Raw genomic sequence first — 23,243 nt, 5'->3', positions numbered from 1 at the left:
ATGAACGCTGACCGCGCAGACATCGACGACTGCGTATAATTTACCTGTTGGGTGGCAGTCTCACGACTGCCACCCAACTGATTTGGCAGCGCCGGATCCGTACTAGACTCTAGTCGCGAGGCAACCCAACACAGACGAACGGAGAAGATCAGTGGCAGACAGCATTGACTGCGCGGGTGAGACCATTCCTTGGAAACAGGGACTGACCGGTACGGAGATCTTCTCCACGGACCGCACGGTCGTTGCAATGTGGCTCGATGGGCAGCCCGTCGACCTCAGCCGCGAGCTCGCCGCGGGCGATTCGATCGCTCCCATCACCATCGACTCTCCGGCAGGACTCGACATCCTGCGCCACTCGACCGCCCACGTCACGGCTCAGGCGGTCCAGGACCTGTTCCCCGATGCCAAGCTGGGCATCGGCCCCTACATCACCGACGGCTACTACTTCGACTTCGACGTGGCCGAACCGTTCACCCCCGACGATCTCAAGGCGATTCAGAAGCGGGCCGCTCAGATCGTCAAGGCCGGCCAGACCTTCAATCGCGTCGTCGTGGACGAGGCGGAAGCGCGCGAGCGCATGGCGCACGAGCCCTACAAGCTCGAACTCATCGACGACAAGGGCGCCGGCGCGGACGACTCGGCCTCCGTCGAAATCGGAGCCGGTGAGCTCACCGTCTACGAGAACGTCGATCGCAAGGGCGATGTCCTGTGGCAGGATCTCTGCCGCGGACCGCACCTGCCCACCACCAAGCTCATCGGCAACGGGTTCGCCGTCACCCGCTCCTCTGCCGCCTACTGGCGCGGCGATCAGGCCAATGCGAGCCTGCAGCGGGTCTACGGCACGGCCTGGGCGTCGAAAGACGACCTCAAAGCCCACCAGGAACGCCTCGCCGAGGCGGAGCGCCGCGACCACCGCAAGCTCGGTGCCGAACTCGACCTGTTCTCGTTCCCCGAAGAGCTCGGTTCCGGTCTGCCCGTCTTCCATCCCAAGGGCGGTGTCATCAAGCGCGAGATGGAGGACTACGTCCGCGCCCGCCACATCGAAGAGGGCTTCGAGTACGTCGGGACTCCGCACATCTCGAAGGAGACCCTCTACTACACCTCGGGACACCTGCCGTACTACGGGGAGAACATGTTCGCCCCGATCTCCGTCGACGAGGTCCGGGACGATTCCGGGGAGATCGTCAAGGAGGGCACCCCCTATCGCCTCAAAGCGATGAACTGCCCGATGCACAACCTCATCTTCCGCTCACGCGGCCGTTCCTACCGTGAACTTCCGCTGCGACTCTTCGAGTTCGGCACCGTGTACCGCGACGAGGCTTCCGGCGTCGTCCACGGGCTCACTCGCGTGCGCGCACTGACCCAGGACGATTCCCACTCCTATGTGGCGCAGGAGGACGCTGCGAAGGAGATCCGGCACCTGCTCGAGTTCGTCCTCAGCCTGCTCCGTGACTTCGGTCTCGACGACTTCTACCTCGAGCTGTCCACCCGAGGTGATGACGAGAAGAAGCAGGACAAGTTCATCGGCTCCGACGAGCAGTGGGCCGAAGCCACGCAGGTCCTCGAAGAGGTCGCGCGGGAGACCGGCCTCGAACTCGTTCCCGACCCCGGGGGAGCCGCGTTCTACGGTCCCAAGGTCTCCGTCCAGGCCCGCGACGCCATCGGCCGGACCTGGCAGATGTCGACCGTGCAGCTCGACTTCAACCAGCCCGAACGCTTCGACCTCGAGTACCAGGCCGCCGATGGAACCCGCAAACGCCCCGTCATGATCCATTCGGCGAAGTTCGGCTCGATCGAGCGGTTCCTGGGCGTGCTCACCGAGCACTACGCGGGCGCCTACCCGGTGTGGCTGTCCCCGGTCCAGGTCACCTGCATCCCCGTGGCCGAGGAATTCAACGACTACCTCGCCGAGGTCGCCGCACAGCTGAGGGCAGCGGGTGCCCGCGTCGAGATCGATGACAGCGACGATCGGTTCCCGAAGAAGATCCGCAACGCCTCGAAGTCGAAGGTGCCCTTCGTGCTCATCGCCGGCGGGGAGGATCGCGATGCGAACGCTGTGTCGTTCCGCTTCCGCAATGGTGAGCAGGACAACGGCGTGTCCGTCGCCGAGGCGGTCACCAGGATCGTCGACTCCATCGAAACGAAGGCCCAAGTATGACGGAGGCCGCAGACAGCCGCCTCGGCGAGGGCGGTCCCGAACACCTCGAGGGCATTCCGGAGCCCGAAGCTGCCGCGGGCTTCCCCGGCGAGCCCGACGGCTTCCAGCGGTTGTGGACACCGCACCGGATGGTCTACATCGACGGCCAGGACAAGCCCAAGAACACCGGTGTCTCCGAATGCCCGTTCTGCACGGCGCCGTCGAAGTCCGACGAAGAGGGCCTGATCGTCGCCCGCGGTGACGAAGTGTACGCGGTGCTCAACCTGTACCCCTACAATCCGGGCCACCTCCTCATCTGTCCCTACCGCCACGTCGCGGACTACACGGACCTGACGGAGTCGGAGACCATGGAGCTCGCCCGGTTCTCCCAGAAGGCGATGTCCGTGGTCCGGGCCGTGTCGTCTCCTGACGGATTCAACCTGGGCATGAACCAAGGACCTGTGGCAGGTGCAGGAATCGCCGCGCACCTGCATCAGCACATCGTGCCCAGGTGGAGCGGGGACTCGAACTTCCTGCCCGTCGTGGCGCAGACCAAGGCTCTGCCGCAGGTGCACGCCGACGTGCAGGCAGCGCTGTCGAAGGAATGGAACTCATGAACCCCGAAGACCTCGACTCCCTCGCCGAGTACTCATCCCCACTGCTGCGCGGCAGCGAAGCCGTCATCACCATCACCCGTCCCGACCTCGAGTCGAACAGCTACCTCTCGCAGCTGTTCGCGCTGCAGGAGAAGTCCTCGACACGGCTGACCCACAATTGGCGCGACTACGCGCCCGAGGTCAGCCGCGACTGGTCCGGATACCTGAGCGCAGCCAAGAAGGAACCCGCTCAGCTCTTCGTCGGCCCCAGCCTCGAAACGGCTCACCGGGTCACCGACAACCACCTCGGCGTCTCCGAATTCGCACTCGACGACGAAGGTGCGCGGGCACTCTACGTCGCGCGGGTGGCCGAACCCGGACGCTGCGGACAGGACGAGGACATTCCGGCAGGGGAGGAAGCACCGCGTCGAATCACCTCGGCGGCGTACCTGAGTAACGGAGTCGGCTACGTCGACGATCGTCCTGCACGGGCATTCCTCGTCGACCTCGTCGAACCCGGATTGGGCAAGTCCGGAATCACAGGCGGAGCCGAGGTGCCGCTGTCGACACTTCTCAAGACCCCCGAATCCGATGTCCACGACCCACAGTTCTCACCCGGCGGGGAGCGGATCAGCGTTCTCGCCCCACTGGAGCCCGACCACGGTGAGCCCGACCTCCGCTCGACCGTATGGCTGCTCGGCGGCCAGGATCCGGAAGCTGTGGAACTGCCGCGGATGAGCGTGGACATGCACCGATGGATCGACGACGAGACGCTGCTGATGGTCGGCAATGAACTCACGCGTGACGAATTGGACTTCGTCGGGCAGATGCCCGGCCTCTTCGTCCATGAGCTGCGAACGGGGAAGACGCGACGTCTGACCGACCCTGAGACCGTCTCGATCGCAGCGATCAGGCCCCGGATCGCCGGCACCGGTGCAGACGGCTCCGCCGCGCCCCAGGGATCCGGACCGACAGGCGCTGCCGTCATCGCTGCCGTCGACACCGACGGCGCCACCCGTATCGCGGCGATCGACGTGACCGCGCAGATGGTCGGGCTCGACGAACTGGACTTCCTCACCGATGACACCACCGTGGTCAACGGCTTCGACGTCGCCGGAGATTCCGTGGTCTTCACCGCACAGACTCCGACGAGCGGGGCCGTGCTGGCACGGACCAGGCTCGCCACACGCACAGGGGCACTCGCGAAAGAGGGAGCTGCCGGCCCACACGCACCGACGGTCCTCAGACAGCATCCCGCCCCTGCCAACTCGGTCCTCCCGCAGCTGCTGCGAGTCGACGGAGAAGACGGCACCATCACCGGCTGGCTCGCGAAACCCAGCGGCCCGGGACCGTTTCCCGTCATTCTCAACATCCACGGTGGACCCTTCGCCCAGTACACTCACGGCTGGTTCGACGAAACCCAGGTGCTCGCCTCGGCGGGATACGCCGTCGTCTACGCGAACCCCCGGGGCTCGGGCGGACGCACCCGGACATGGGGGACCGCGGTGCGAGGGAACATGGCAGAGCCCGCGATGGCCGATGTCCTCGCTGTCCTCGACAGCGCACTGGCAGCCGATCCCGACCTCGATTCGAGTCGCCTGGGCGTCCAAGGCGGTTCCTACGGCGGCTACCTCACCGCGATGATCACCACAGACGACCACCGCTTCGAAGCGGCCATCGTCGAACGCGGCTACCTGGACCCGACCAGCTTCGTCGGCACCTCCGACATCGGTCGTTTCTTCTCCGAGGAATACACCACACGAGACCCGCGGGCCATCGCGGCGCAGTCACCGTTGGCCCACGCCTGGCAGGTGCGCACGCCCAGCCTGGTGATGCATTCCGAACTCGACTTCCGTTGCCCGCTCGAACAGGCGCAGCAGTACTACGCCGCACTGCAGCGGGCCGGCACGGACACCGAGATGCTCATCTTCCCGGGGGAGAACCATGAGCTCTCACGCTCGGGCCAGCCGCGGCATCGGCAGCAGCGGTTCGAAGCGATGCTCGACTGGTGGGACCGGCATCTGGGCGACGACGTCGACGCGGATGTCGACGATCAGACGACCTCGGCGACTCGCTGAGCCGATGGTCGACACCACCGCCGCAGAGGCGTGCTCCTCACCCCTGACATCCCCGACCGTCGCGCGCTCGCTCCGAACGCGGTGGAACCTCACTGCGCGCGGACGGCATCACCGCGCCCTACCCGTGATGATGCGTGCCGACGATGGGCATCGACTTGGCCGCGTGATCTCTTCCCGATATCGTTCAGTCGGTTACGATAGCGGTCTTGCTGAATGCTCGCCGCTTCACTATTCTGCACAAACTGCGTCAGTTCATCGTCAACCCCTGGAGAAGCATGAAACCTCGTAAAGCCTCACGGGTCGTATTACTCAACGAGCGCGACGAGGTTCTCCTGATTCGAGCGCAGGATCTGCTCATGCCCACTCATCAGTGGTGGATGACATGCGGCGGCGGTTCCGAGATGGGAGAGACCCCCGCACAGACCGCAGCTCGCGAAGTCGCCGAGGAGACGGGGCTCGAATGCGAACCCGCCGAACTCATCGGCCCCCTGGCCACCCGCGATGAGATCTTCGAATTCACGGAGAGATCGCTGCATCAGATCGAGACGTACTTCGCGTTCCGCACAAGCGAGGACATCGAGCTCGAGGACGCCGTGTGGACGGACATCGAAAAGCGCAGTCTGCTCGAATTTCGCTGGTGGTCCCGCACGGAGCTGATGGCCACGACCGAAACGATCTACCCGAAGAACCTGCTCAGCCTCATGGATCTCGTCACGGCGGGCTCGGTGCCCGAGAATCCCCTCGTCATCGACTGAGGGACGCGTATAGACTCTGAAGGCTGTATCTATAGGAAGGAACACCAGTGTCAGGTCATTCCAAATGGGCAACGACTAAACACAAGAAAGCTGCCATCGATTCGAAGCGCGGCAAACTCTTCGCCAAGCTGATCAAGAACATCGAGGTTGCCGCTCGAAACGGTGGTCCTGATCCCGAAGGCAATCCGACGCTGTTCGATGCGATCCAGAAGGCGAAGAAGAACTCGGTCCCGGCCGACAACATCTCTCGCGCGGTCAAACGCGGAGGCGGCCTCGACGGTTCTGCGGTCAACTACGAGAACATTCTCTACGAAGGCTATGCGGCCGGCGGCGTCGCCCTGCTCATCGAATGCCTGACCGACAACCGCAACCGAGCGGCCTCGGAGGTCCGCGTGGCGGTGACGCGCAACGGCGGGTCCATGGCAGACCCCGGTTCGGTGACCTACAACTTCAATCGCAAGGGCGTCATCATCGTCTCGGCCGAAGGCACCGATGAGGACGCGATCGTCCTCGCCACCTTGGACGCCGGCGCGGAAGAGGTCAAGAGCGAGGGAGAGACCTTCGAGATCATCTGCGAGGCGACCGACCTCGTCGATGTGCGCACGGCGCTCGTCGACGCGGGAATCGACTACAACTCGGCAGAGGCGTCCTTCGTCCCCGAGTTGGAGGTCAGCCTGGACGCAGACACCGCCCGGAAGGTCTTCAATCTCATCGACGCCCTCGAGGACAGTGATGAGGTCCAGAATGTCTACTCCAACGCCGATGTCAGCGACGAGGTCCTCGCCGAACTCGATGCCTGATGAGAATTCTCGGTGTTGATCCCGGCCTGACCAGGTGCGGGCTGGGTGTCATCGATACCCTGCCCGCCCGCAAGGCCACGATGGTGGCGGTGGATGTTCTGCGGACGCCGTCCTCGGACTCCGTGGACCTGCGTCTGGGCGCCCTCGCCGAGGCGTTCGACAGCTGGCTGGACACCTACCGTCCCGATGTCGTGGCCATCGAGCGCGTCTTCGCTCGCAACGATGTCTCCACGATCATGGGCACCGCTCAGGTTTCGGGCCTGACCATGGGCCTGGCCGCCAGGCGGGGGCTGCCCGTGGCCATGCACACCCCCTCCGAGGTCAAAGCCGCGATCACCGGCTCGGGCCGCGCGGACAAGAAGCAGGTCACGAACATGGTGGCCCGCATCCTCGAACTGGATGCGCCCCCGAAACCCGCGGATGCCGCGGACGCACTCGCCATTTCGATCTGCCACTCGTGGCGTGGGGCTCTGAGCGCGCAGTCGACGCCCGGAGCCAAGAAGGACCTCACCGAGCGCAAGGGAGGCGGACGTCAGGGCTCGGGCCTGACCAAGGCACAGGCGCAGTGGGCCAAGGCCCTGCGCAACGCGAAATGAGCTCGGCGATTGATACCGTCGGTATGTCGAGTCTGTGGGACGGGGAAGTCCTGCTAGCCTGGATTCGTACAAGTGTTCCCACACGAAAGGCACGCCGTGATCAGTTTTCTCAGCGGTACGGTCCACCGCATCGCAGCTGACCACCTCGTCATTCTCACCTACGGTGTGGGACGCAGGGTCAACGTCACGCCGGACACGCTGTCGAAGACTCGCCACGGTGGCGACATCGAGCTTGTGACCACACTGGTCGTACGGGAAGACTCCATGACGCTCTTCGGCTTCACCACCGAAGACGAGAACCGCACCTTCGAAGTGCTCTTGTCGATCTCCGGCATCGGACCCCGCCTGGCGATGGCCATCCTCTCGGTGCTGGAGCCGGACGAACTGGCGGCGGCGATCTCTGAGCAGGACGCCAATCTGCTGACTCGCGTTCCCGGCATCGGCAAGAAGGGTGCTTCCCGGATCATCCTCGAACTCGAGAACAAGCTGCCGAAGCCGGCCGCATCGGAGCCGGGCCAACAGCTGTCGTTCGGCGGTTCGAACCAGCAGGTCGTCGAGGCGCTTGTCGGGCTCGGGTGGAAAGAGGCTCAAGCTGCAGACGTCGTGCAAGAGGTGGTCAAGGATCTCGGACCGGACGCCGGGACGTCGACGCTGCTCAAGGCGGCGCTGAAGGTTCTGGGTGCGCGGAAGTGACGAGTTCAGCCGCATTCGGCGATTCGGCCGACGCCTCCCGAAGCAAGGCGACCGCCGCTGACGAGGGGGCATCCCATGTCGGTGGGGCCTCTTCGTACGAGATGGACTTCGGCGACCAGGACCTGACCGGGGCCGAAGAAGAGCGTCTGGTCTCGGGGCGAGCGGAGACTGCCGAGCGTGATGCGGAAGCCGCACTGCGGCCCAAGGGGCTCCAGGACTTCATCGGCCAGCCGCAGGTCCGTGAGCAGCTGTCCTTGGTCCTCGACGCGGCCAAGGCGCGCAACGGTGCTCCTGACCATGTGCTGCTCTCAGGTCCTCCCGGATTGGGCAAGACGACATTGGCGATGATCATCGCGCACGAAATGCAATCGAGCCTGCGCGTGACATCCGGTCCGGCAGTCCAACATGCCGGTGATCTGGCGGCGATTCTGTCGTCCCTGGAAGAGGGCGAGGTCCTCTTCATCGATGAGATCCATCGCATGGCACGCGCCGCAGAGGAGATGCTCTATGTCGCGATGGAGGACTTCCGCGTCGATGTCATCGTCGGCAAGGGGCCCGGTGCCACCGCCATCCCGCTCGACCTGCCCCAGTTCACGATGGTCGGGGCCACCACGCGATCCGGGCTCCTTCCCGCACCGCTGCGTGATCGCTTCGGCTTCACCGGGCTTCTCGACTTCTACTCGAGTGCTGACCTGCTCACGGTCCTGCGGCGGTCGGCCGACATGCTGGGAATCGAAGCGGAACCGGCAGGTCTGCAGGAGATCTCGACGCGTTCTCGCGGCACTCCCCGTGTTGCGAACCGTCTGCTCAGGCGAGTCCGCGACTGGGCCCAGGTGCGGGGAACCGGGGTCATCGACGAGGCCGCGGCGCTGAAGGCACTCAAGGTCTACGAAGTCGACGAACGCGGCCTCGACCGCCTCGACCGTTCCGTGCTGGAGGTGCTGTGCAAGCGCTTCGCCGGGGGGCCGGTGGGACTGGGCACGATCGCGGTATCCGTCGGTGAGGAGGCCGATACCGTCGAAACCGTATCGGAACCGTATCTTGTGCGAGAGGGGCTGATCAGCCGGACACCGCGCGGCCGGGTCGCGACCTCGGCGGCATGGAAGCACCTGGGAATGCAGATCCCAGCAAACTATGAGTTCTGATTCCGGCAATTGAGTTCGCCTTGAGTACTCGGTACGAACTAAGCTGGTTGACTGGTTCGTTCTTATGAAAGGTAGATACCTGTGGATTTATTGATCCCTCTTGCGCTTGCTGCGCTGCTTATTTTTTTCCTATTCAATTCTCGCCGTAAGCAGAAGGCGCGCGCAGAGCAGATCAAATCGGGACTCGTGCCCGGGGCGACCGTGATGACGACGTTCGGCGTCTTCGGCACCGTCCTGTCGATCGACGACGAGAACAACCAGGTCACCCTCGAGTCGGGTCCCGGCACCGTCCTGCGCGTGCATCGGCAGGCGATCGGGCAGGTCAACAACCCTGAGGGCGAAGTCGCCGCAGCCGATGGAGCCGCTGCCGCGCCTGCCGAGCCTGCAGACAAGACCAAGAGCGGGGAAACCCCTGCCATCACCGATGCAGAACTCGATGCGATGAACGAGCGCAAGCGCGCCGAGACCGGCTCTGCCGATGCAGATCTCGGCACGGACGAAGTCGACGGCGCCGACGCCGGAGCGACTGCAGATGCTGAGCCTGCCGACGAAGCAGGATCCGCGGTCGACGAGGACGCCTCCGGTTCCACGGATGCCGACGAAGTCGCGGGCGACTCCGGTGACACCGATTCTGACACGTCGGACGCCGATTCTTCGGACTCTGAGAACAACAAGAAGAACTGACTTCGCTCACTGCACTCAATCGAAAGCTGAAACGTGTCCGATATTGAAGATAAACCACGTCCTGGTTTGCGTTTTCTGTGGCTGTCGATCATCACCGCACTGCTCCTCGGCGTCATCGCCGGCGGTGTCGTGTTCTCCGATGCCACGACCTCTCCGAAGCTCGCTCTGGACCTCGAGGGTGGAACGTCGATCATCCTGGAGCCGCAGGTTTCAGAGGACACGGATATCAGCCAAGAGCAGCTTGACCAGGCTGTAGCGATCATCCGGCAGCGTGTGGATTCGACCGGTGTGTCCGAAGCCGAGATCACGACGCAGGGCGATCGCAACATCGTTGTGAACCTGCCGGGCAATCCGGACGAGGAGACACGCGAACTGGTTCGCTCATCCGCCCAGCTCGTCTTCCGACGGGTTGCCCTCGTCGGCGACCCCCGTTCCCAGGAACAGGTCCAGAAGGAACAGGAAGAGAGCGGCGGGGGAGAGCAGCAGGATCCCTCCGAGGGCCTCACCGACGAGGAGAAGGAGCGTCTCAAGGATCTCACCGGTGGCGACGGTGCCCAGGGTCAGGAAGGCGGAGACGCTCCTGCCGGAGGCGGCGAAGTCGCCGAAGCAGGTGGCAGCGTTCCCGGCAAGGACGCCGAGAAATCCGGGGATACGAGCGGATCTCAGGCAGCCGGAGAGAAGGCCTCCGGAGACGGCGAAGACACGAAGGTCACCGATTCGACCCCGCGTCCGCTGTTCGATCCCGAAAAGGACACCGACGAATGGCAGACGGACAAGATCATCAAGAAGTACTCGGAGCTTGACTGCACCGATCCGAAGAACCGGTCCGGTGGACAGCAGCAGCCCGCGGACGAGCCTGTCGTCTCCTGTGGCAAGGACGGCGAGGCCAAGTACATCCTCGGTCCTGTCGAGCTCTCGGGGGAACACTTGGCAGATGCCAATGCCGGCTACAAAGCCGGAGCCAACGGAGTCCAGACCAACCAGCCTGCGGTGAACCTCGAGTTCGACAGTACCGGGCGTGAGATCTTCAAGCAGATCACTTCGGACATCACCGGAAAGCAGCAGCCCTACAACCAGTTCGCCATCGCGCTTGACGGAAACGTGTTGTCAGCACCTTCATCGAATACACCCATCACCGATGGCAATGCTCAGATCACAGGCAACTTCACCCTCGATGAAGCGGAAACGCTGGCCGACCAGCTCAAAAACGGTTCTCTGCCGCTGAGTTTCCAAGTGCAGAGCGAGGACCAGATCTCGCCGACCTTGGGAACGAACTACCTCAACATCGGTCTGCTCACGGGCCTCGCCGGGCTCATCCTCGTCGTCGTCTACTCCCTCCTGCAATACCGCGTGCTCGGACTCGTGACGGTCTCGAGCCTCGTCGTCGTAGGTGTGCTCACCTACCTCCTGTTGCTGGTGTCGTCCTGGCGATACGGATATCGCCTGTCCTTGGCGGGCCTGGCCGGTATCATCATCGGCATCGGCATGGCAGCCGACTCGTTCATCGTCTACTTCGAACGTGTGAGAGACGAATTGCGCAGTGGACGGAATCTGTTGTCCGCCGTCGAGGTCGGCTGGGACCGTGCCAAACGCACGATCTACGCCTCGAAGGGCGTGAATATGCTCGCCGCGGTCATCCTCTACATCCTGGCCGTGGGATCGGTGCGAGGATTTGCCTTCACCTTCGGCCTGGCGGTGATCGTCGACGTGATCGTCGTCTTCCTCTTCACCCATCCGATTCTCGAAGTCCTCTCACGGACGAAGTTCTTCGGCCAGGGACATCCGATGTCCGGTATGGACCCGCGTATGCTCGGTGTCAAACCCGCGGCCTACCGTGGTGCCCTCAACCTCAGCATCGACGACTCGGAGAAGTCGCCAGAGGGACGACGACGGGAGAAGGCTCGAGCCCGGAAGGCGGGAATGTCCTCCACGGACGAAGAGGAGGCACCCGAGACTTCGACCGTCGAGTCATCGGCCGAATCTGACGAGTCGTCTGCTTCTGCAGCGTCCGCCGAGGGCTCGGCGGTTACAGATGATGCAGCAGAGTCGAAGGCTTCGAAGCCTGCCAAAGCTGAGAAGAAGTCGAAGAAGAAGGTCAAGGACCCGGGCAGCTCGGGACGAACCGGCGGCACGATCGCAGAGCGGAAGGCGGCTGCGAAGAGGGCCGCCGAAGAATCTGCCGACGAGGGCAAGGAGGCAGACAAGTGAAACGGTTCTTTGCCTGGGGCAACCGCCTCCACAATGGTGAAACCTCGATCCCCTTCGTCGGCAAGGCGAAGCTGTGGTTGGGAATCTCCGGAGTCCTTGTGGTTCTGTCCCTGCTCGTCCCGCTCATCGCCGGGTTCAACTTCGGCATCGCCTTCGAAGGCGGTTCGCAGTTCCAGATCGACCATGTCAGCGACACATCGGAGAAGAAGGGCCGGGACATCGTCACCGATGTGGTCCCCGAATCCGAACCGCGGCTGACTCCGACGAGCGACACTGCGGTGCAGGTTGAGACGAATCAGCTCAGCGACCCCCAGATGCAGGAAGTCCGCGATGCCCTCGTCGCCGGCTACGACGTCAAAGCCGAAGACGTCACATCGACGTTCGTCGGTCCCGAATGGGGTCAGGACGTGACCGAGAAGATGATTCGAGCCCTGGTGATCTTCGTCGGTATCGCGATGATCGTGATGGCCCTGTACTTCCGGACCTGGAAGATGTCGCTGGCTGCGATCATCGGTCTGGTCGTTGTCATGGTCGTGACTATGGGCATCTACTCGGCTACTGGAATCGAAGTCACACCGGAAGCGGTCATCGGATTCCTCACCGTTTTGAGCTTCTCTCTCTACGACACCGTGGTGGTCTTCGACAAGATCAGGGAGAATACGACCCGCTTCAAGGACAGACGCAACCTGAAGTTCTCCGAGCTGGTCAACCTCGGCGTCAACCAGACTACGGTTCGTTCGATCAACACGACGGTCGTGTCCGTGCTGCCCGTTGCTTCGATTCTCTTCATCGGCGTCCTGGCTCTGAATGCTGGAACTCTGATCGACATCTCCTTGTCCCTGTTCATCGGTATGATTGTGGCAGCGTCATCGACGTTGTTCGTCGCCAGCCCGCTCTATGCGCTCCTGCGATCCAATGAACCCGCGGTCAAGGAACAGGAAGAGGCCGTGCGTGAACTACGCTTGAAGGATGGAGCAGAGGATGTTCCACCGGTGATTCACTCCGAAGTCTGAGCAGAAAGGGGATGTCATGGCTTCTTCCGCCGATTCGCGCCGTCCGCGAGGCATCTCCCGTCTAGCGTGGTGGGCAGCCAGGGCACAGAACAACCCCGGCTACCCACGCGTGCTCGGCCCGATGATCCGGGCGCTGCAGTCGAACCATCCGAAAGCCGATATCGACCAGGTGGTGCGCGCCTACAAGATCGCTGAGCAGGCACACCGCGGTCAGACCCGGAAGTCGGGCGACGACTACATCACACATCCCGTGGCCGTTGCCACGATCCTCGCCGAGATCGGCATGCTTCCGGTGACCCTGGCAGCGGCACTGCTGCACGACACCGTCGAAGACACGTCCTACTCGCTGAAGGAGCTGACCGAGGAGTTCGGTCCCGAAGTCGCGGCAATGGTCGACGGCGTCACCAAGCTCGACAAGCTCACCTACGGCCAGGCGGCGCAGTCTGAGACGGTGCGGAAGATGATCGTGGCGATGGCCAAGGACATCCGCGTCCTCGTCATCAAACTCGCCGACCGTCTTCACAATGCCCGCACCTGGCGGTTCGTCCCTGCCTCCTCGAGTGCGAAGAAGGCACGGGAGACCCTCGAGATCTACGCTCCGCTGGCTCACCGCCTGGGTATGAACACGATCAAATGGGAACTCGAGGACCTGTCCTTCCAAGTGCTCCATCCCAAGGTCTATGACGAAGTGGTCCGCCTCGTCGCCGATCGTGCCCCGGAACGTGAGAAGTACCTGGCCACGGTCTCGAACGAGCTCCAATCGGAGCTCGTGGAGTCAGGGATCGAAGCCGCGATCACCGGGCGGCCGAAGCACTATTACTCGATCTACCAGAAGATGGTCGTCCGCGGACACGAGTTCGCCGACATCTATGACCTCGTCGGTGTGCGAGTGCTCGTCGAGACTGTGCGCGAATGCTATGCGACCCTCGGCATCGTCCATGCTCGGTGGAACCCGGTTCCGGGACGGTTCAAGGACTACATCGCGATGCCGAAGTACAACATGTACCAGAGCCTGCACACGACGGTGATCGGTCCCAATGGGAAGCCCGTCGAAATCCAGATCCGGACCCACGAGATGGACCGTCGGGCCGAGTTCGGTGTGGCCGCGCACTGGAAGTACAAGGATCGGCGGAGTGCGTCGAAGGCCGTCACCTCGAACACCGCCCGTTCGGTCAAGGTCTCCGACGCAGGCGCGGTCGATGACGCAGCGTGGTTGCGTCAGCTGCTGGAATGGCAGCGGGAGGTCAGCGACCCCGACGAGTTCCTCGACAACCTCCGCTACGAGGTCAACTCGAAGGAAGTCTACGTCTTCACTCCCAAAGGCGACGTGATGAGCCTGCCGGCGGGAGCGACGCCCGTGGACTTCTCCTATGCGGTGCACACCGAGGTCGGACACAAGACCATGGGTGCTCGGGTGAACGGACGCCTGGTTGCGCTCGACACCGAGCTCAAGAACGGCGACTCCGTCGAGGTCTTCACCTCGAAGGACGAGAACGCGGGCCCCAGCCGCGACTGGTTGGGCTTCGTCAAGAGTCCGCGCGCCCGCAGCAAGATCCGTCAATGGTTCTCGAAGGAGCGCCGCGAAGAGGCGATCGAGAACGGTCGCGAACAGCTGGCACGCGCCATGCGCAGGCACACCCTGTCGGCGTCGGCACTGATGAGCCAGGAAGCCCTGCAGGTCGTCGCCACTGAGCTGCGCCTGCCCGATGTCACCGCGCTGTATGCCGCGATCGGCAACGGCGTGAGTTCGGCGGCCCATGTGGTCGATCTTCTCGCCAAGGAGGTCGGCGAGGAGGATGACGAACCGGTCCTGCCGCCATCGCCGCGCAACCGCACCGGCCAGTCATCGGGGCATCATTCCTCACCCGAGGGTGTGACCGTCAAGGGCGTCGACGACGTTCTGGTCAAACTCGCCCGCTGCTGCACCCCTGTGCCCGGAGACGAGATACTCGGATTCGTCACTCGCGGTTCCGGCGTGTCCGTCCACCGTGTCGACTGTCCCAACGTGAAGTCACTCGAACGTGAACCCGAGCGGATGGTCGAAGTCTCCTGGGGCGAGACCACCAGCGGCATCTATCTCGTCCAGATCCAGGTCGAGGCCCTCGACCGCTCCGGTCTGCTCTCGGACATCACCAAGGTGCTGACCGAAACCCACGTCAACATCCTCTCCGCCACGGTCGGGACCTCAAGGGCGCGGGTGGCGCAGTCGAAGTTCGTCTTCGAGATGAGCGACGCGAGCCACCTCGACACCGTGCTGTCCGCCGTTCGAAAGGTCGAAGGGGTCTTCGACGTCTATCGCATCGCCGGCGGCTGACGAGCCCACACGCCGAACGGTCGACGCGCTCGGGGTGCAGGACGGCTGACGAGCCCGGGAGTGGGTCATCAGTTGATCAGCGCAGGCGGCGGTCGGCGGTGGCACAGGCGCGTTCGAAGACGGACCGCATATGTGCCACATAGGGTCTGCGGGTGACCTCATCGAGATACAGGCGGAACCGCTGTCTGGCTCTGTTGGGCAGTTCGTCGATGAGGTTGCCCACGCTCTGGGCCGATCGGTCGTCGGGGCAGCGCAGATGTGGAAGCAGCAGGTCGTAGAGGGTCCGCTCCTCCGTGGTGATGGGCTGGCCGTCGATGAGCTGCCACTCGTTCTCGGCAATCGTGAGTTCGTGGACGATGACATCGTTGCCGTCGACGTAGCGTCGCCGCGGATAGGTGATGAACGTCAGCGGGCTCGGCGCCCGTCCGAGCCCGCTGTGGACCCACCAGGCCACGGCGTGGGAGAGGACGAGATGCGGTGGGATCTGCGCATGCAGCGCCGCCATGCGGTCCTCCGGGCCGAGAACGGCGCCCTTGCGCACCCAGGCTGTTTCGGTCAGTCGGGTCAGCAGGCCATCGAGCGTGAGCTCCGTGAGATGCTCGTAGCTGTAGTCCCGCAGGTGAAACATCGCCTCCATACAGCCACTATTGCGCTGCCTGGAGGCGTGTTCAAGACCGCTGCCCCAATCTGTGGATAAGTCCCGACTCGTGTCCGACGGGCTGTGGAGGGACGAGGCAGTCGTGTCCGGTCGTTGTCCGGCCGCAGTGGGGCCGACGGGCGCTGCCGGAGACGTCAGTCCAGTTCGGCCGCCGTCTGAGTCAACTGATCCCGCCAGGCGCGACGCGCATCCAGCGCGCTCTGTGCCTCGGCGACGGCCTTGTCATCGCCGCTGGACTTGGCCCTCTCGAATGTCTGCTCCAGTTCCGCGATCGAATCGTCGAGCTGGCTCAGCGCGCCGGACGTCCGTGCCTTTGTCTCCGGGTTGCTGCGCTTCCATTCGGCGTCCTCGGCCTCGGAGAGCGCACGTTCGACATCACGCAGACCGCCTTCCATCCGGGACATGTCCGCACGAGGAACCTTCCCGGCGGCCTCCCACTCGTCCTGAATGACGCGCAGCTCCTTCTTCGCGACCGCGATGTCTCGGATAGGCAGCAGAGCCTGCGCTCTGGTCAGGATCTCCTCCTTGACCGCAAGATTTCCCCTGTACTCCTCGTCGATCGCAGCATTCTCGGCATCACGGGCGGAGAAGAACACGTCCTGCGCGGCCCGGAAGCGTGCCCAGAGGGCATCATCGTCCTTGCGGGAGGCCCGCGGGGCCTTCTTCCACTGACTCATGAGTTCTTTGTACTTCTGGGACACGGTGCGGAAATCGGTCGAGTCCGACAGTGATTCCGCCTCGGCGACGATCTTCTCCTTGATCCGCTTGCCCTCGGAATTGAGCTTGTCGAGCTCTGCGAAGAATTCCTTCCGCTTGTGCTCGAAGGTGTTCCGAGCCTGCGAGAATCGGCCCCACAGCTCCTGGTCCACGGCACGGGGGAGCCTGGGACCGTTGCGCTGCATCTCCTTCCACTGGCCGAAGAGCTCACGCAGACGCGCTCCCGACTGCTTCCACTGGATCTTCGCGGGATCGCGCTTCGCCAGCGCTTCTGCCTCGGCGACGATCTCCTCGCGCTCCTGGGCCGCATCGAGCTTCGCGGCCTCGGCCTTGGCCGCCTGCCTCGATTCCGTGTCCTGAGCATCGGAGATCAGGGTGTCCAAGGTCGCAGACAGCCCCCTGAGGTCCCCGACGACATTGGCATCGGGCACCGACTCCTGCAGGGTCTTCGCGGCCGAAGCCACCTCGCGGCCCGGGGCTCCGGCGGACAGGCGGTTGCGCAGGTGAACCGCGTGTTCGACGAGTTCGACATACTTCTTGGCGAAGTACTCCAAGGCGTCCTCAGGACTGGCATCCGGATACTGCCCGACCGCCCGCTCGCCCTCAGCGGTGACGACGAAGACGTTGCCCTCCTGGTCGGCGCGGCCGTGATCCGCTGCTCGTCGAACTTCCGCATCATGATCAACGGTCGTGCCGACCACGGTCTGAGGCGTCTGCGGGCGGGGCAGGGATGACGGGCGCGGGACCGGCTTCGGCGTCGGGGTCGACATGATTCTCACCTTGTTTCCATCGGTCGAACCTGCGGGGCACTGTGCCTGCAGATCACTCGATTTCCTGATTGACGTTATCCCAGCATAACCAAGCACCGGGCTCTCGATAGACTTTGAGCATGGATGTATTTTCGACCACCGCCGAATTCCTCGATGTCAACTGCTATGCCGTCCGAGCAGAGGGCGAAGACGACTGCGTCTTCATCGACTCGGGATTCGACTGCGCACCCGGCCTCGCCGAAATCGTCGAGGAGGAGAATCTCGTGCCCCGTGCCGTGCTGCTGACCCACGGCCACCCCGACCATGTCCTCGGGCTGACCGATGTGCTGTCCCGGTGGAATGTGCCGGTCCACCTCGGCGACCCCGACCGCTACCGCCTGGACAAACCCGCCGAGACGCTGAGCCCGCAGTTCGCGCAGATGCTCGAGCCCCTCGTCAGGGGGTGGTCGGCGCCCGAGGTCAACGCCCTCGTCGACGCCCAGACCCTCGAGGTCGCCGGCCTGACCATCACGGCCCTGGCCGCTCCGGGACACACGGAGGGATCCACGCTCCTGCGCGTACACGCCGACGGTGAGGAGATCATCTTCACCGGCGACGTGGTCTTCGCCGGAGCGATCGGACGGGTCGACCTGCCGGGAGGAGACGCCTCGGCGATGGCGCAATCGCTGCGGGCCTTCACCACGCTGCCCGACGTTCCCATCTATCCTGGACACGGCCCGAGGTCACGAGTTGGACACGAATCGGCGACGAACCCGTTCCTCTAGCGCACACGAGCACAGCCGGCACCGGCGAACCACCATCAGAGACGAAGAACACCAAGGAGAACAATGGCGAAGTCAGCCCGACTGTCCGGATTCCCGGAACGACTGCCTGCCGAACGCGTAATCGAGAAGTCCGTCATCGACGTCCTCGACCACACCTTCGCACTGCATGGGTATTCGGCACTCAACCACCGGGCGGTCGAGCCGATCAGCCACCTGGCCAAGGACGGGGAGATCGACAAGGAGATCTTCGCCGTCAGCCGTCTCCACTCCGAAGGCACGGAGCGCAATCCGCTGGGTCTGCACTTCGACCTCACCGTGCCGCTGGCCCGCTACATCGCCGACAATGCGAACGAACTCAGCTTCCCGTTCAGGGCCGCACGCATCCAACCCGTGTGGCGCGGGGAGCGTCCGCAGCAGGGCCGGTACCGGGAGTTCATCCAAGCCGACATCGACGTCATCGCCGAGGCGGAGCTGCCCGGGCACTTCGAGGTCGAGATTCCGCTGGCCGTCGCAGACGCCTTCAGCCGACTGGCACCCTTGGGTGTGCCACCGATCAGGATCGTCGTCAACGACCGCAGACTGCTCGAAGGCTTCGCCCGAGGCATCGGGTTGAGCAACATCCAGGCGGTGCTGCGCTGCCTCGACAAGTACGACAAGGTCGGTCCCGCCGAGGTGGGCAAGCTGTTGGCCGCCGAAGCCGGAGCCGATGACGAGCAGCAGCGACTGTGCCTGGAGCTGGCCGCCATCGAATCCGACTCGCCTGCCTTCGCCGAGGAGGTGCGCGGGCTCGGAGTCGAGCACCCGCTGCTCGACGAAGGCCTCGAGTCCCTGACCACGATGCTGCGTGCGGCCCATGACAGGGCCCCCGGCGTCGTCGTGGCGCAGCTGAAGATCGCACGCGGACTCGACTACTACACGGGTGCTGTCTACGAGACGCAGCTGATCGGATACGAGGAGCTCGGCTCCGTCGCCTCGGGCGGTCGCTACGACTCCCTCGTCACGGTGGGCAAGAAGAGCTACCCGGGCGTGGGAATGTCGATCGGCGTCTCACGGCTCATGGCCTTCATCCTCGATCCGGACAGCGGCATCGGCGCCACCCGCGGAACACCGTCGGTCGCCGTCGTCGCCGTGACCGATGAGTCCAAGCGTGCCGAAGCTGATGCCGTCGCCGCCGCTCTGCGCGCCCGCGACATCGCCTGCGAGGTCTCACCGAGCGCGGCGAAGTTCGGCAAGCAGATACGATACGCCGAACGTCGGCAGATCCCCTTCGTGTGGTTCACCGATGGCGAGAGCGGCCACGAGATCAAGGACATCCGCACCGGTGAGCAGACCGCGGCCGATCCCCAGACCTGGGAACCGGTCGACGCCGACCGCCGACCGCGAGTGTACCGGGACTGAGGAGACGCAGGATCGGAGGCTGCCCCAGGATCCGAGACCCGGCTCAGGTGCCCGTCGCGGGCGGATCAGGGGCCAGCGAACCGTCCGGGGCGATGTGATCGAAGATCTCGCGCACCATCGAGACCACGTGAGGGTCGTCGACGGTGTAGAAGATCCGGCGCCCGTCCCGGCGGGAGGAGATGAGCCCGGCCAACCTCATCTTCGCCAGATGCTGACTCACGGTGGGCACTGCCGCACCGATCGCCTCGGCGAGTGAGGACACATCGAGTTCCTGATTCACCAGGGTCCAGACCAGACGCAGACGTGTGCCCGAGGCGAGCATGCGGAAGGTCTCCGCCGCCACCTCGACCTGTGCCGAAGTGGGGTCGGTTCCCGCATCCGCCTCGGAACCGTCCGTGCCCATGTCCTCTGTCTCCATGTCATCCTCTTCCTCGTCACAGCCGAATGTCATCCTCTTCCTCGTCACAGCCGACGACTTGGTCGGCCACGGCCGTGTCAGCAATCGGGCGGCGAGCGACTATCATTGTTCACGCGCTGCCACATAAACATCGTAAAGGAGCCCTTGGTGCTGAGAAGCCACGAAACCGGAAGCCTGCGAGCCTCACATGCAGGACAAACCGTCACCCTCACAGGGTGGGTCGACCGTCGTCGCGATCACGGAGGTGTCGCCTTCATCGATCTGCGTGAGGCTTCTGGAATCGTCCAGGTCGTAGTCCGCGAAGACGATGCACACGCACTGCGCAACGAAACCGTCGTCAAGGTCACCGGCACCGTGTCCCAGCGACCGGAGGGCAACACCAACCCGAGCCTGCCCACCGGTGAGATCGAAGTCGTCGACACCACCGTCGAGGTCCTCAGCCCCGCCGAAGCGCTGCCCTTCCAGGTCTCCGACCACGCCGAAGACGCCGGAACCGTAGGAGAGGAGACCCGACTGCGCTACCGCTACCTCGACCTGCGGCGCTCGGGACCGGCGAAGACCCTGCGTCTGCGCTCGGCCGCGAACAAGGCGGCCCGCGCGGTCCTCGACGAGCAGGAATACCTCGAGATCGAGACCCCGACCCTGACGAAGTCTACCCCGGAAGGCGCCCGCGACTTCCTGGTGCCCGCACGCCTGCAGCCCGGCTCCTGGTACGCCCTGCCGCAGTCCCCGCAGCTGTTCAAACAGCTCCTGCAGGTGGCAGGCATGGAACGCTACTACCAGTTGGCCCGCTGCTACCGTGACGAGGACTTCCGCGCCGACCGTCAGCCCGAGTTCACCCAGCTCGACATCGAAGCCTCCTTCGTCGAGCAGGACGACATCATCGAGTTGGCCGAGAAGATCCTCGTGGCGCTGTGGAAGCTCATCGGCCACGAGATCACCACGCCGATCCCGCACATCACCTACGCCGAGGCGATGGAGAAGTACGGCACCGACAAGCCCGACCTGCGCTTCGACCTCGAACTGCACAATCTCACCGACTTCTTCTCCGAGACTCCGTTCCGGGTCTTCCAGTCCGACTACGTCGGCTCCGTCGTCTACCCGGGCGGCGGCTCCCTGCCCCGACGTCAGCTCGACGCCTGGCAGGACTGGGCCAAACAGCGCGGCGCCAAGGGCCTGGCCTATGTGCTCGTGGCCGAAGACGGGACCCTGACCGGTCCCGTGGCCAAGAACATCTCCGATGCCGAGAAGGCCGGGCTCGTCGCAGCCGCAGGAGCGGCCCCCGGGGACGCGATCTTCTTCGCCGCCGGTGACCGATCGAGCTCGCGGGCCCTCCTCGGTGCTGCTCGCAACGAGATCGCCGAACGTACCGGACTCATCAAGGACGGCGATTGGGCCTTCGTATGGGTCGTCGACGCACCGATGTTCGAGTCCGCCGCCGATGCACAGGCCGCGGGCGACGTGGCCGTCGGCGGGGGAGCCTGGACAGCGGTCCATCACGCCTTCACCGCGCCCAAGCCCGAATTCCTCGACACCCTGGAATCGGACCCGGGTGCGGCATTGGCCTACGCCTACGACATCGTCTGCAACGGCAACGAGATCGGCGGAGGCTCGATCCGCATCCACCGCAAGGACGTCCAGGAACGCGTGTTCACGATCATGGGCATCAGCGAAGAGGAGGCGCAGGAGAAGTTCGGCTTCCTCCTCGAAGCCTTCAAGTTCGGCGCACCTCCGCACGGCGGCATCGCCTTCGGTTGGGACCGCATCGTGTCCCTGCTCGCCGATGTCGATTCGATTCGCGAAGTCATCGCCTTCCCGAAGTCCGGCGGAGGATACGATCCGCTCACCCAGGCACCCGCACCGATCACCGACGCCCAGCGTGCCGAGGCAGGCGTGGACTTCGAGCCGGAAGCCGACGTCGTCGAGGCCTGATGACCGACGGTCCCGACCTCTTCTCCTCCGACAGCCCGGATCAGGGATCTCCTGGCCCGGGCGTCGGCGGTTCTTCCGCCGGTGCGGGGCGTGCCCTCGATCCGCTGGCGGTGCGCATGCGTCCGCGCACCATCGCCGAGGTGGTCGGCCAGGACCATCTCACGTTCCCCGGCTCACCGCTGAACCAACTCGTCGAAGCCAGCGGGGGAGACCGGGCCGGAGCCTCCTCGGTGATCCTGTGGGGCCCTCCCGGGGTCGGCAAGACCACCTTGGCGCACGTGATCTCCCACGCACCGGGACGCACCTTCGTCGAACTCTCCGCCATCACCGCCGGTGTCAAGGACGTGCGTCAGGTGATCGAGAACGCCAGGCGCGAACGTGACATGTACCAGCGTACGACCGTGCTGTTCCTCGACGAGATCCACCGGTTCTCGAAGGCTCAGCAGGACGCGCTGCTGCCGGCGGTGGAGAATCGCCTCGTCGTGCTCGTGGCGGCGACGACGGAGAACCCCTCGTTCTCGGTCATCTCCCCGCTCCTGTCCCGCTCCCTTCTGCTCACGCTGCGGCCACTCGACGATGCCGCGGTCGCCGACCTGATCGACAGTGCTGTGGTCAGCGAACGTGGTCTGGCCGGGCAGTTCGAACTCGAACCGGCCGCGAAGGACTTCATCGTCCGCATCGCCGGCGCCGACGCCAGGCGATCCCTGACGATCCTCGAAGCGGCCGCCGGGATCGCGACCGCGCAGGCGGAGTTCGCCGACGGCTCGACCGCCGCCCATTCCGACTTCGACGGCGAATCGGACACCGACTCCGACGAGTCGGAGGAGGTCGGCGAAACCGGCGAGTCGAAAGCAGAGGACGAGAACCGACCGATCCTCATCACCGAGGCCGCCTGCGCCGAGGCCAGCTCCGAGACGGTGCTGCGCTACGACAGAAACGGCGATCAGCACTACGACGTGGTCTCCGCATTCATCAAGTCCATCCGCGGCTCCGATGTCGATGCCGCACTGCACTATCTGGCCCGGATGATCGTCGCCGGTGAGGACCCCCGGTTCATCGCCAGGCGAATCGTCATCTCCGCGGCAGAGGACATCGGCATGGCCGACCCACAGGCGCTGCCGATTGCGGTGGCCGCCTCGACCGCAGTGCAGAACATCGGCATGCCGGAAGGTCGGATCCCCCTCGCCGAGGCGGTCACCTACCTGGCGATGGCCCCGAAGTCGAACGCGAGCTACATGGCCTTGGACCAGGCGATCGCCGACGTCAAGAACGGATTCGCCGGACAGGTCCCGGCCCACCTGAGGGACGCGCACTATCCCGGGGCGAAGGAGCTCGGCCACGGTGAGGGGTACAGATACTCGCACAGCTATCCGCATGGTGTCGCGGCCCAGGAGTACCTGCCCGAGACGCTGCGCGGCAAACGCTACTACGAACCGACCGGCAACGGGATGGAGCGCTCCATGTCCGAGCGCCTCGAAATGTTGCAGAGGCTCCTCCGACCCTGAGGCAGATTCGACCCTGACGCAGAGGGATTTCGGCATACGATCGCCGATTTCTGCCTCCCATC

Annotated in this window: 19 protein-coding genes; 16 read left to right on the top strand and 3 right to left on the bottom strand. The window is 64.4% G+C overall.

The window, feature by feature from the left end; genetic code table 11:
* Positions 1 to 151: 151 nt before the first annotated feature.
* From thrS to BKA07_RS12950, 12 genes are all read left to right on the top strand, one after another.
* The gene (thrS, locus tag BKA07_RS13005) at positions 152 to 2,158 is read left to right on the top strand and encodes a threonine--tRNA ligase (RefSeq protein WP_167951265.1); all 2,007 of its coding nucleotides are present in this window, start codon (positions 152 to 154) and stop codon (positions 2,156 to 2,158) included.
* Positions 2,155 to 2,754, top strand: coding sequence for an HIT family protein (locus BKA07_RS13000; RefSeq protein ID WP_167951264.1), 600 nt, complete (start codon positions 2,155 to 2,157; stop codon positions 2,752 to 2,754). The genes thrS and BKA07_RS13000 overlap by 4 nt, the downstream gene beginning before the upstream one ends.
* Complete coding sequence (locus BKA07_RS12995) at positions 2,751 to 4,811, top strand: alpha/beta hydrolase family protein (RefSeq protein WP_167951263.1); 2,061 nt, start codon at positions 2,751 to 2,753, stop codon at positions 4,809 to 4,811. Before BKA07_RS13000 ends, BKA07_RS12995 begins: the two co-directional genes overlap by 4 nt.
* A 275-nt stretch (positions 4,812 to 5,086) precedes the next feature.
* Positions 5,087 to 5,566, top strand: coding sequence for an NUDIX hydrolase (locus BKA07_RS12990; RefSeq protein ID WP_167951262.1), 480 nt, complete (start codon positions 5,087 to 5,089; stop codon positions 5,564 to 5,566).
* 47 nt (positions 5,567 to 5,613) lie between these two features.
* Positions 5,614 to 6,366 (top strand): YebC/PmpR family DNA-binding transcriptional regulator, encoded by a 753-nt coding sequence (locus BKA07_RS12985; protein WP_167951261.1) that lies wholly within the window; start codon positions 5,614 to 5,616, stop codon positions 6,364 to 6,366.
* Positions 6,366 to 6,962: a crossover junction endodeoxyribonuclease RuvC gene (gene ruvC / locus BKA07_RS12980; protein WP_167951260.1), complete on the top strand. Its 597-nt coding sequence runs from the start codon at positions 6,366 to 6,368 to the stop codon at positions 6,960 to 6,962. The genes BKA07_RS12985 and ruvC overlap by 1 nt, the downstream gene beginning before the upstream one ends.
* 96 nt (positions 6,963 to 7,058) lie before the next feature.
* Positions 7,059 to 7,655 carry a Holliday junction branch migration protein RuvA gene (gene ruvA, locus BKA07_RS12975; protein ID WP_167951259.1) on the top strand — a complete coding sequence of 199 codons (597 nt, stop codon included), beginning with the start codon at positions 7,059 to 7,061 and terminating at the stop codon, positions 7,653 to 7,655.
* A gap of 101 nt (positions 7,656 to 7,756) precedes the next feature.
* The gene (gene ruvB, locus BKA07_RS12970; protein ID WP_167953196.1) at positions 7,757 to 8,800 is read left to right on the top strand and encodes a Holliday junction branch migration DNA helicase RuvB; all 1,044 of its coding nucleotides are present in this window, start codon (positions 7,757 to 7,759) and stop codon (positions 8,798 to 8,800) included.
* A gap of 81 nt (positions 8,801 to 8,881) precedes the next feature.
* Entirely contained in the window at positions 8,882 to 9,484 is a 603-nt protein-coding gene (locus BKA07_RS12965) for a preprotein translocase subunit YajC (RefSeq protein WP_342449059.1), read from the top strand.
* Positions 9,485 to 9,550: 66 nt separating this feature from the next.
* Positions 9,551 to 11,692 (top strand): protein translocase subunit SecD, encoded by a 2,142-nt coding sequence (secD, locus tag BKA07_RS12960; protein WP_167951258.1) that lies wholly within the window; start codon positions 9,551 to 9,553, stop codon positions 11,690 to 11,692.
* Entirely contained in the window at positions 11,689 to 12,705 is a 1,017-nt protein-coding gene (gene secF / locus BKA07_RS12955; protein WP_167951257.1) for a protein translocase subunit SecF, read from the top strand. Before secD ends, secF begins: the two co-directional genes overlap by 4 nt.
* A gap of 16 nt (positions 12,706 to 12,721) precedes the next feature.
* Positions 12,722 to 15,019 (top strand): RelA/SpoT family protein, encoded by a 2,298-nt coding sequence (locus tag BKA07_RS12950; protein ID WP_167951256.1) that lies wholly within the window; start codon positions 12,722 to 12,724, stop codon positions 15,017 to 15,019.
* 76 nt (positions 15,020 to 15,095) lie between these two features.
* On the opposite strand, the gene BKA07_RS12945 is transcribed toward BKA07_RS12950, so the two are convergent.
* Together BKA07_RS12945 and BKA07_RS12940 are read right to left on the bottom strand one after the other, a co-directional pair.
* Entirely contained in the window at positions 15,096 to 15,656 is a 561-nt protein-coding gene (locus BKA07_RS12945) for a hypothetical protein (protein WP_245161944.1), read from the bottom strand.
* A gap of 155 nt (positions 15,657 to 15,811) precedes the next feature.
* On the bottom strand, positions 15,812 to 17,164 hold the full coding sequence (locus BKA07_RS12940) for a DUF349 domain-containing protein (RefSeq protein ID WP_167951255.1): 1,353 nt from the start codon (positions 17,162 to 17,164) through the stop codon (positions 15,812 to 15,814).
* A gap of 119 nt (positions 17,165 to 17,283) precedes the next feature.
* Between BKA07_RS12940 and BKA07_RS12935 the strand changes: the two genes are divergently transcribed.
* Together BKA07_RS12935 and hisS are read left to right on the top strand one after the other, a co-directional pair.
* Positions 17,284 to 17,928 carry an MBL fold metallo-hydrolase gene (locus BKA07_RS12935; protein WP_167951254.1) on the top strand — a complete coding sequence of 215 codons (645 nt, stop codon included), beginning with the start codon at positions 17,284 to 17,286 and terminating at the stop codon, positions 17,926 to 17,928.
* Between the two features lie 63 nt (positions 17,929 to 17,991).
* Positions 17,992 to 19,326, top strand: a complete 1,335-nt coding sequence (gene hisS, locus BKA07_RS12930; RefSeq protein WP_167951253.1) for a histidine--tRNA ligase — start codon at positions 17,992 to 17,994, stop codon at positions 19,324 to 19,326.
* A 43-nt stretch (positions 19,327 to 19,369) separates the two neighbouring features.
* Here hisS and BKA07_RS12925 read toward each other — a convergent pair whose 3' ends face one another.
* Positions 19,370 to 19,729 (bottom strand): ArsR/SmtB family transcription factor, encoded by a 360-nt coding sequence (locus BKA07_RS12925; RefSeq protein WP_167953190.1) that lies wholly within the window; start codon positions 19,727 to 19,729, stop codon positions 19,370 to 19,372.
* Between the two features lie 162 nt (positions 19,730 to 19,891).
* Here BKA07_RS12925 and aspS point away from each other — a divergent pair, with 162 nt between their 5' ends.
* On the top strand, positions 19,892 to 21,676 hold the full coding sequence (gene aspS, locus BKA07_RS12920) for an aspartate--tRNA ligase (RefSeq protein WP_167953188.1): 1,785 nt from the start codon (positions 19,892 to 19,894) through the stop codon (positions 21,674 to 21,676).
* Positions 21,676 to 23,181 carry a replication-associated recombination protein A gene (locus BKA07_RS12915; protein WP_167951252.1) on the top strand — a complete coding sequence of 502 codons (1,506 nt, stop codon included), beginning with the start codon at positions 21,676 to 21,678 and terminating at the stop codon, positions 23,179 to 23,181. The genes aspS and BKA07_RS12915 overlap by 1 nt, the downstream gene beginning before the upstream one ends.
* Positions 23,182 to 23,243 lie beyond the last annotated feature (62 nt).

It is taken from the genome of Brevibacterium marinum (assembly GCF_011927955.1).
Classification (GTDB): domain Bacteria; phylum Actinomycetota; class Actinomycetes; order Actinomycetales; family Brevibacteriaceae; genus Brevibacterium; species Brevibacterium marinum.
The sequence above is the reverse complement of the archived record's forward strand: the minus strand, read 5'-3'. Positions and strand labels throughout refer to the sequence as shown.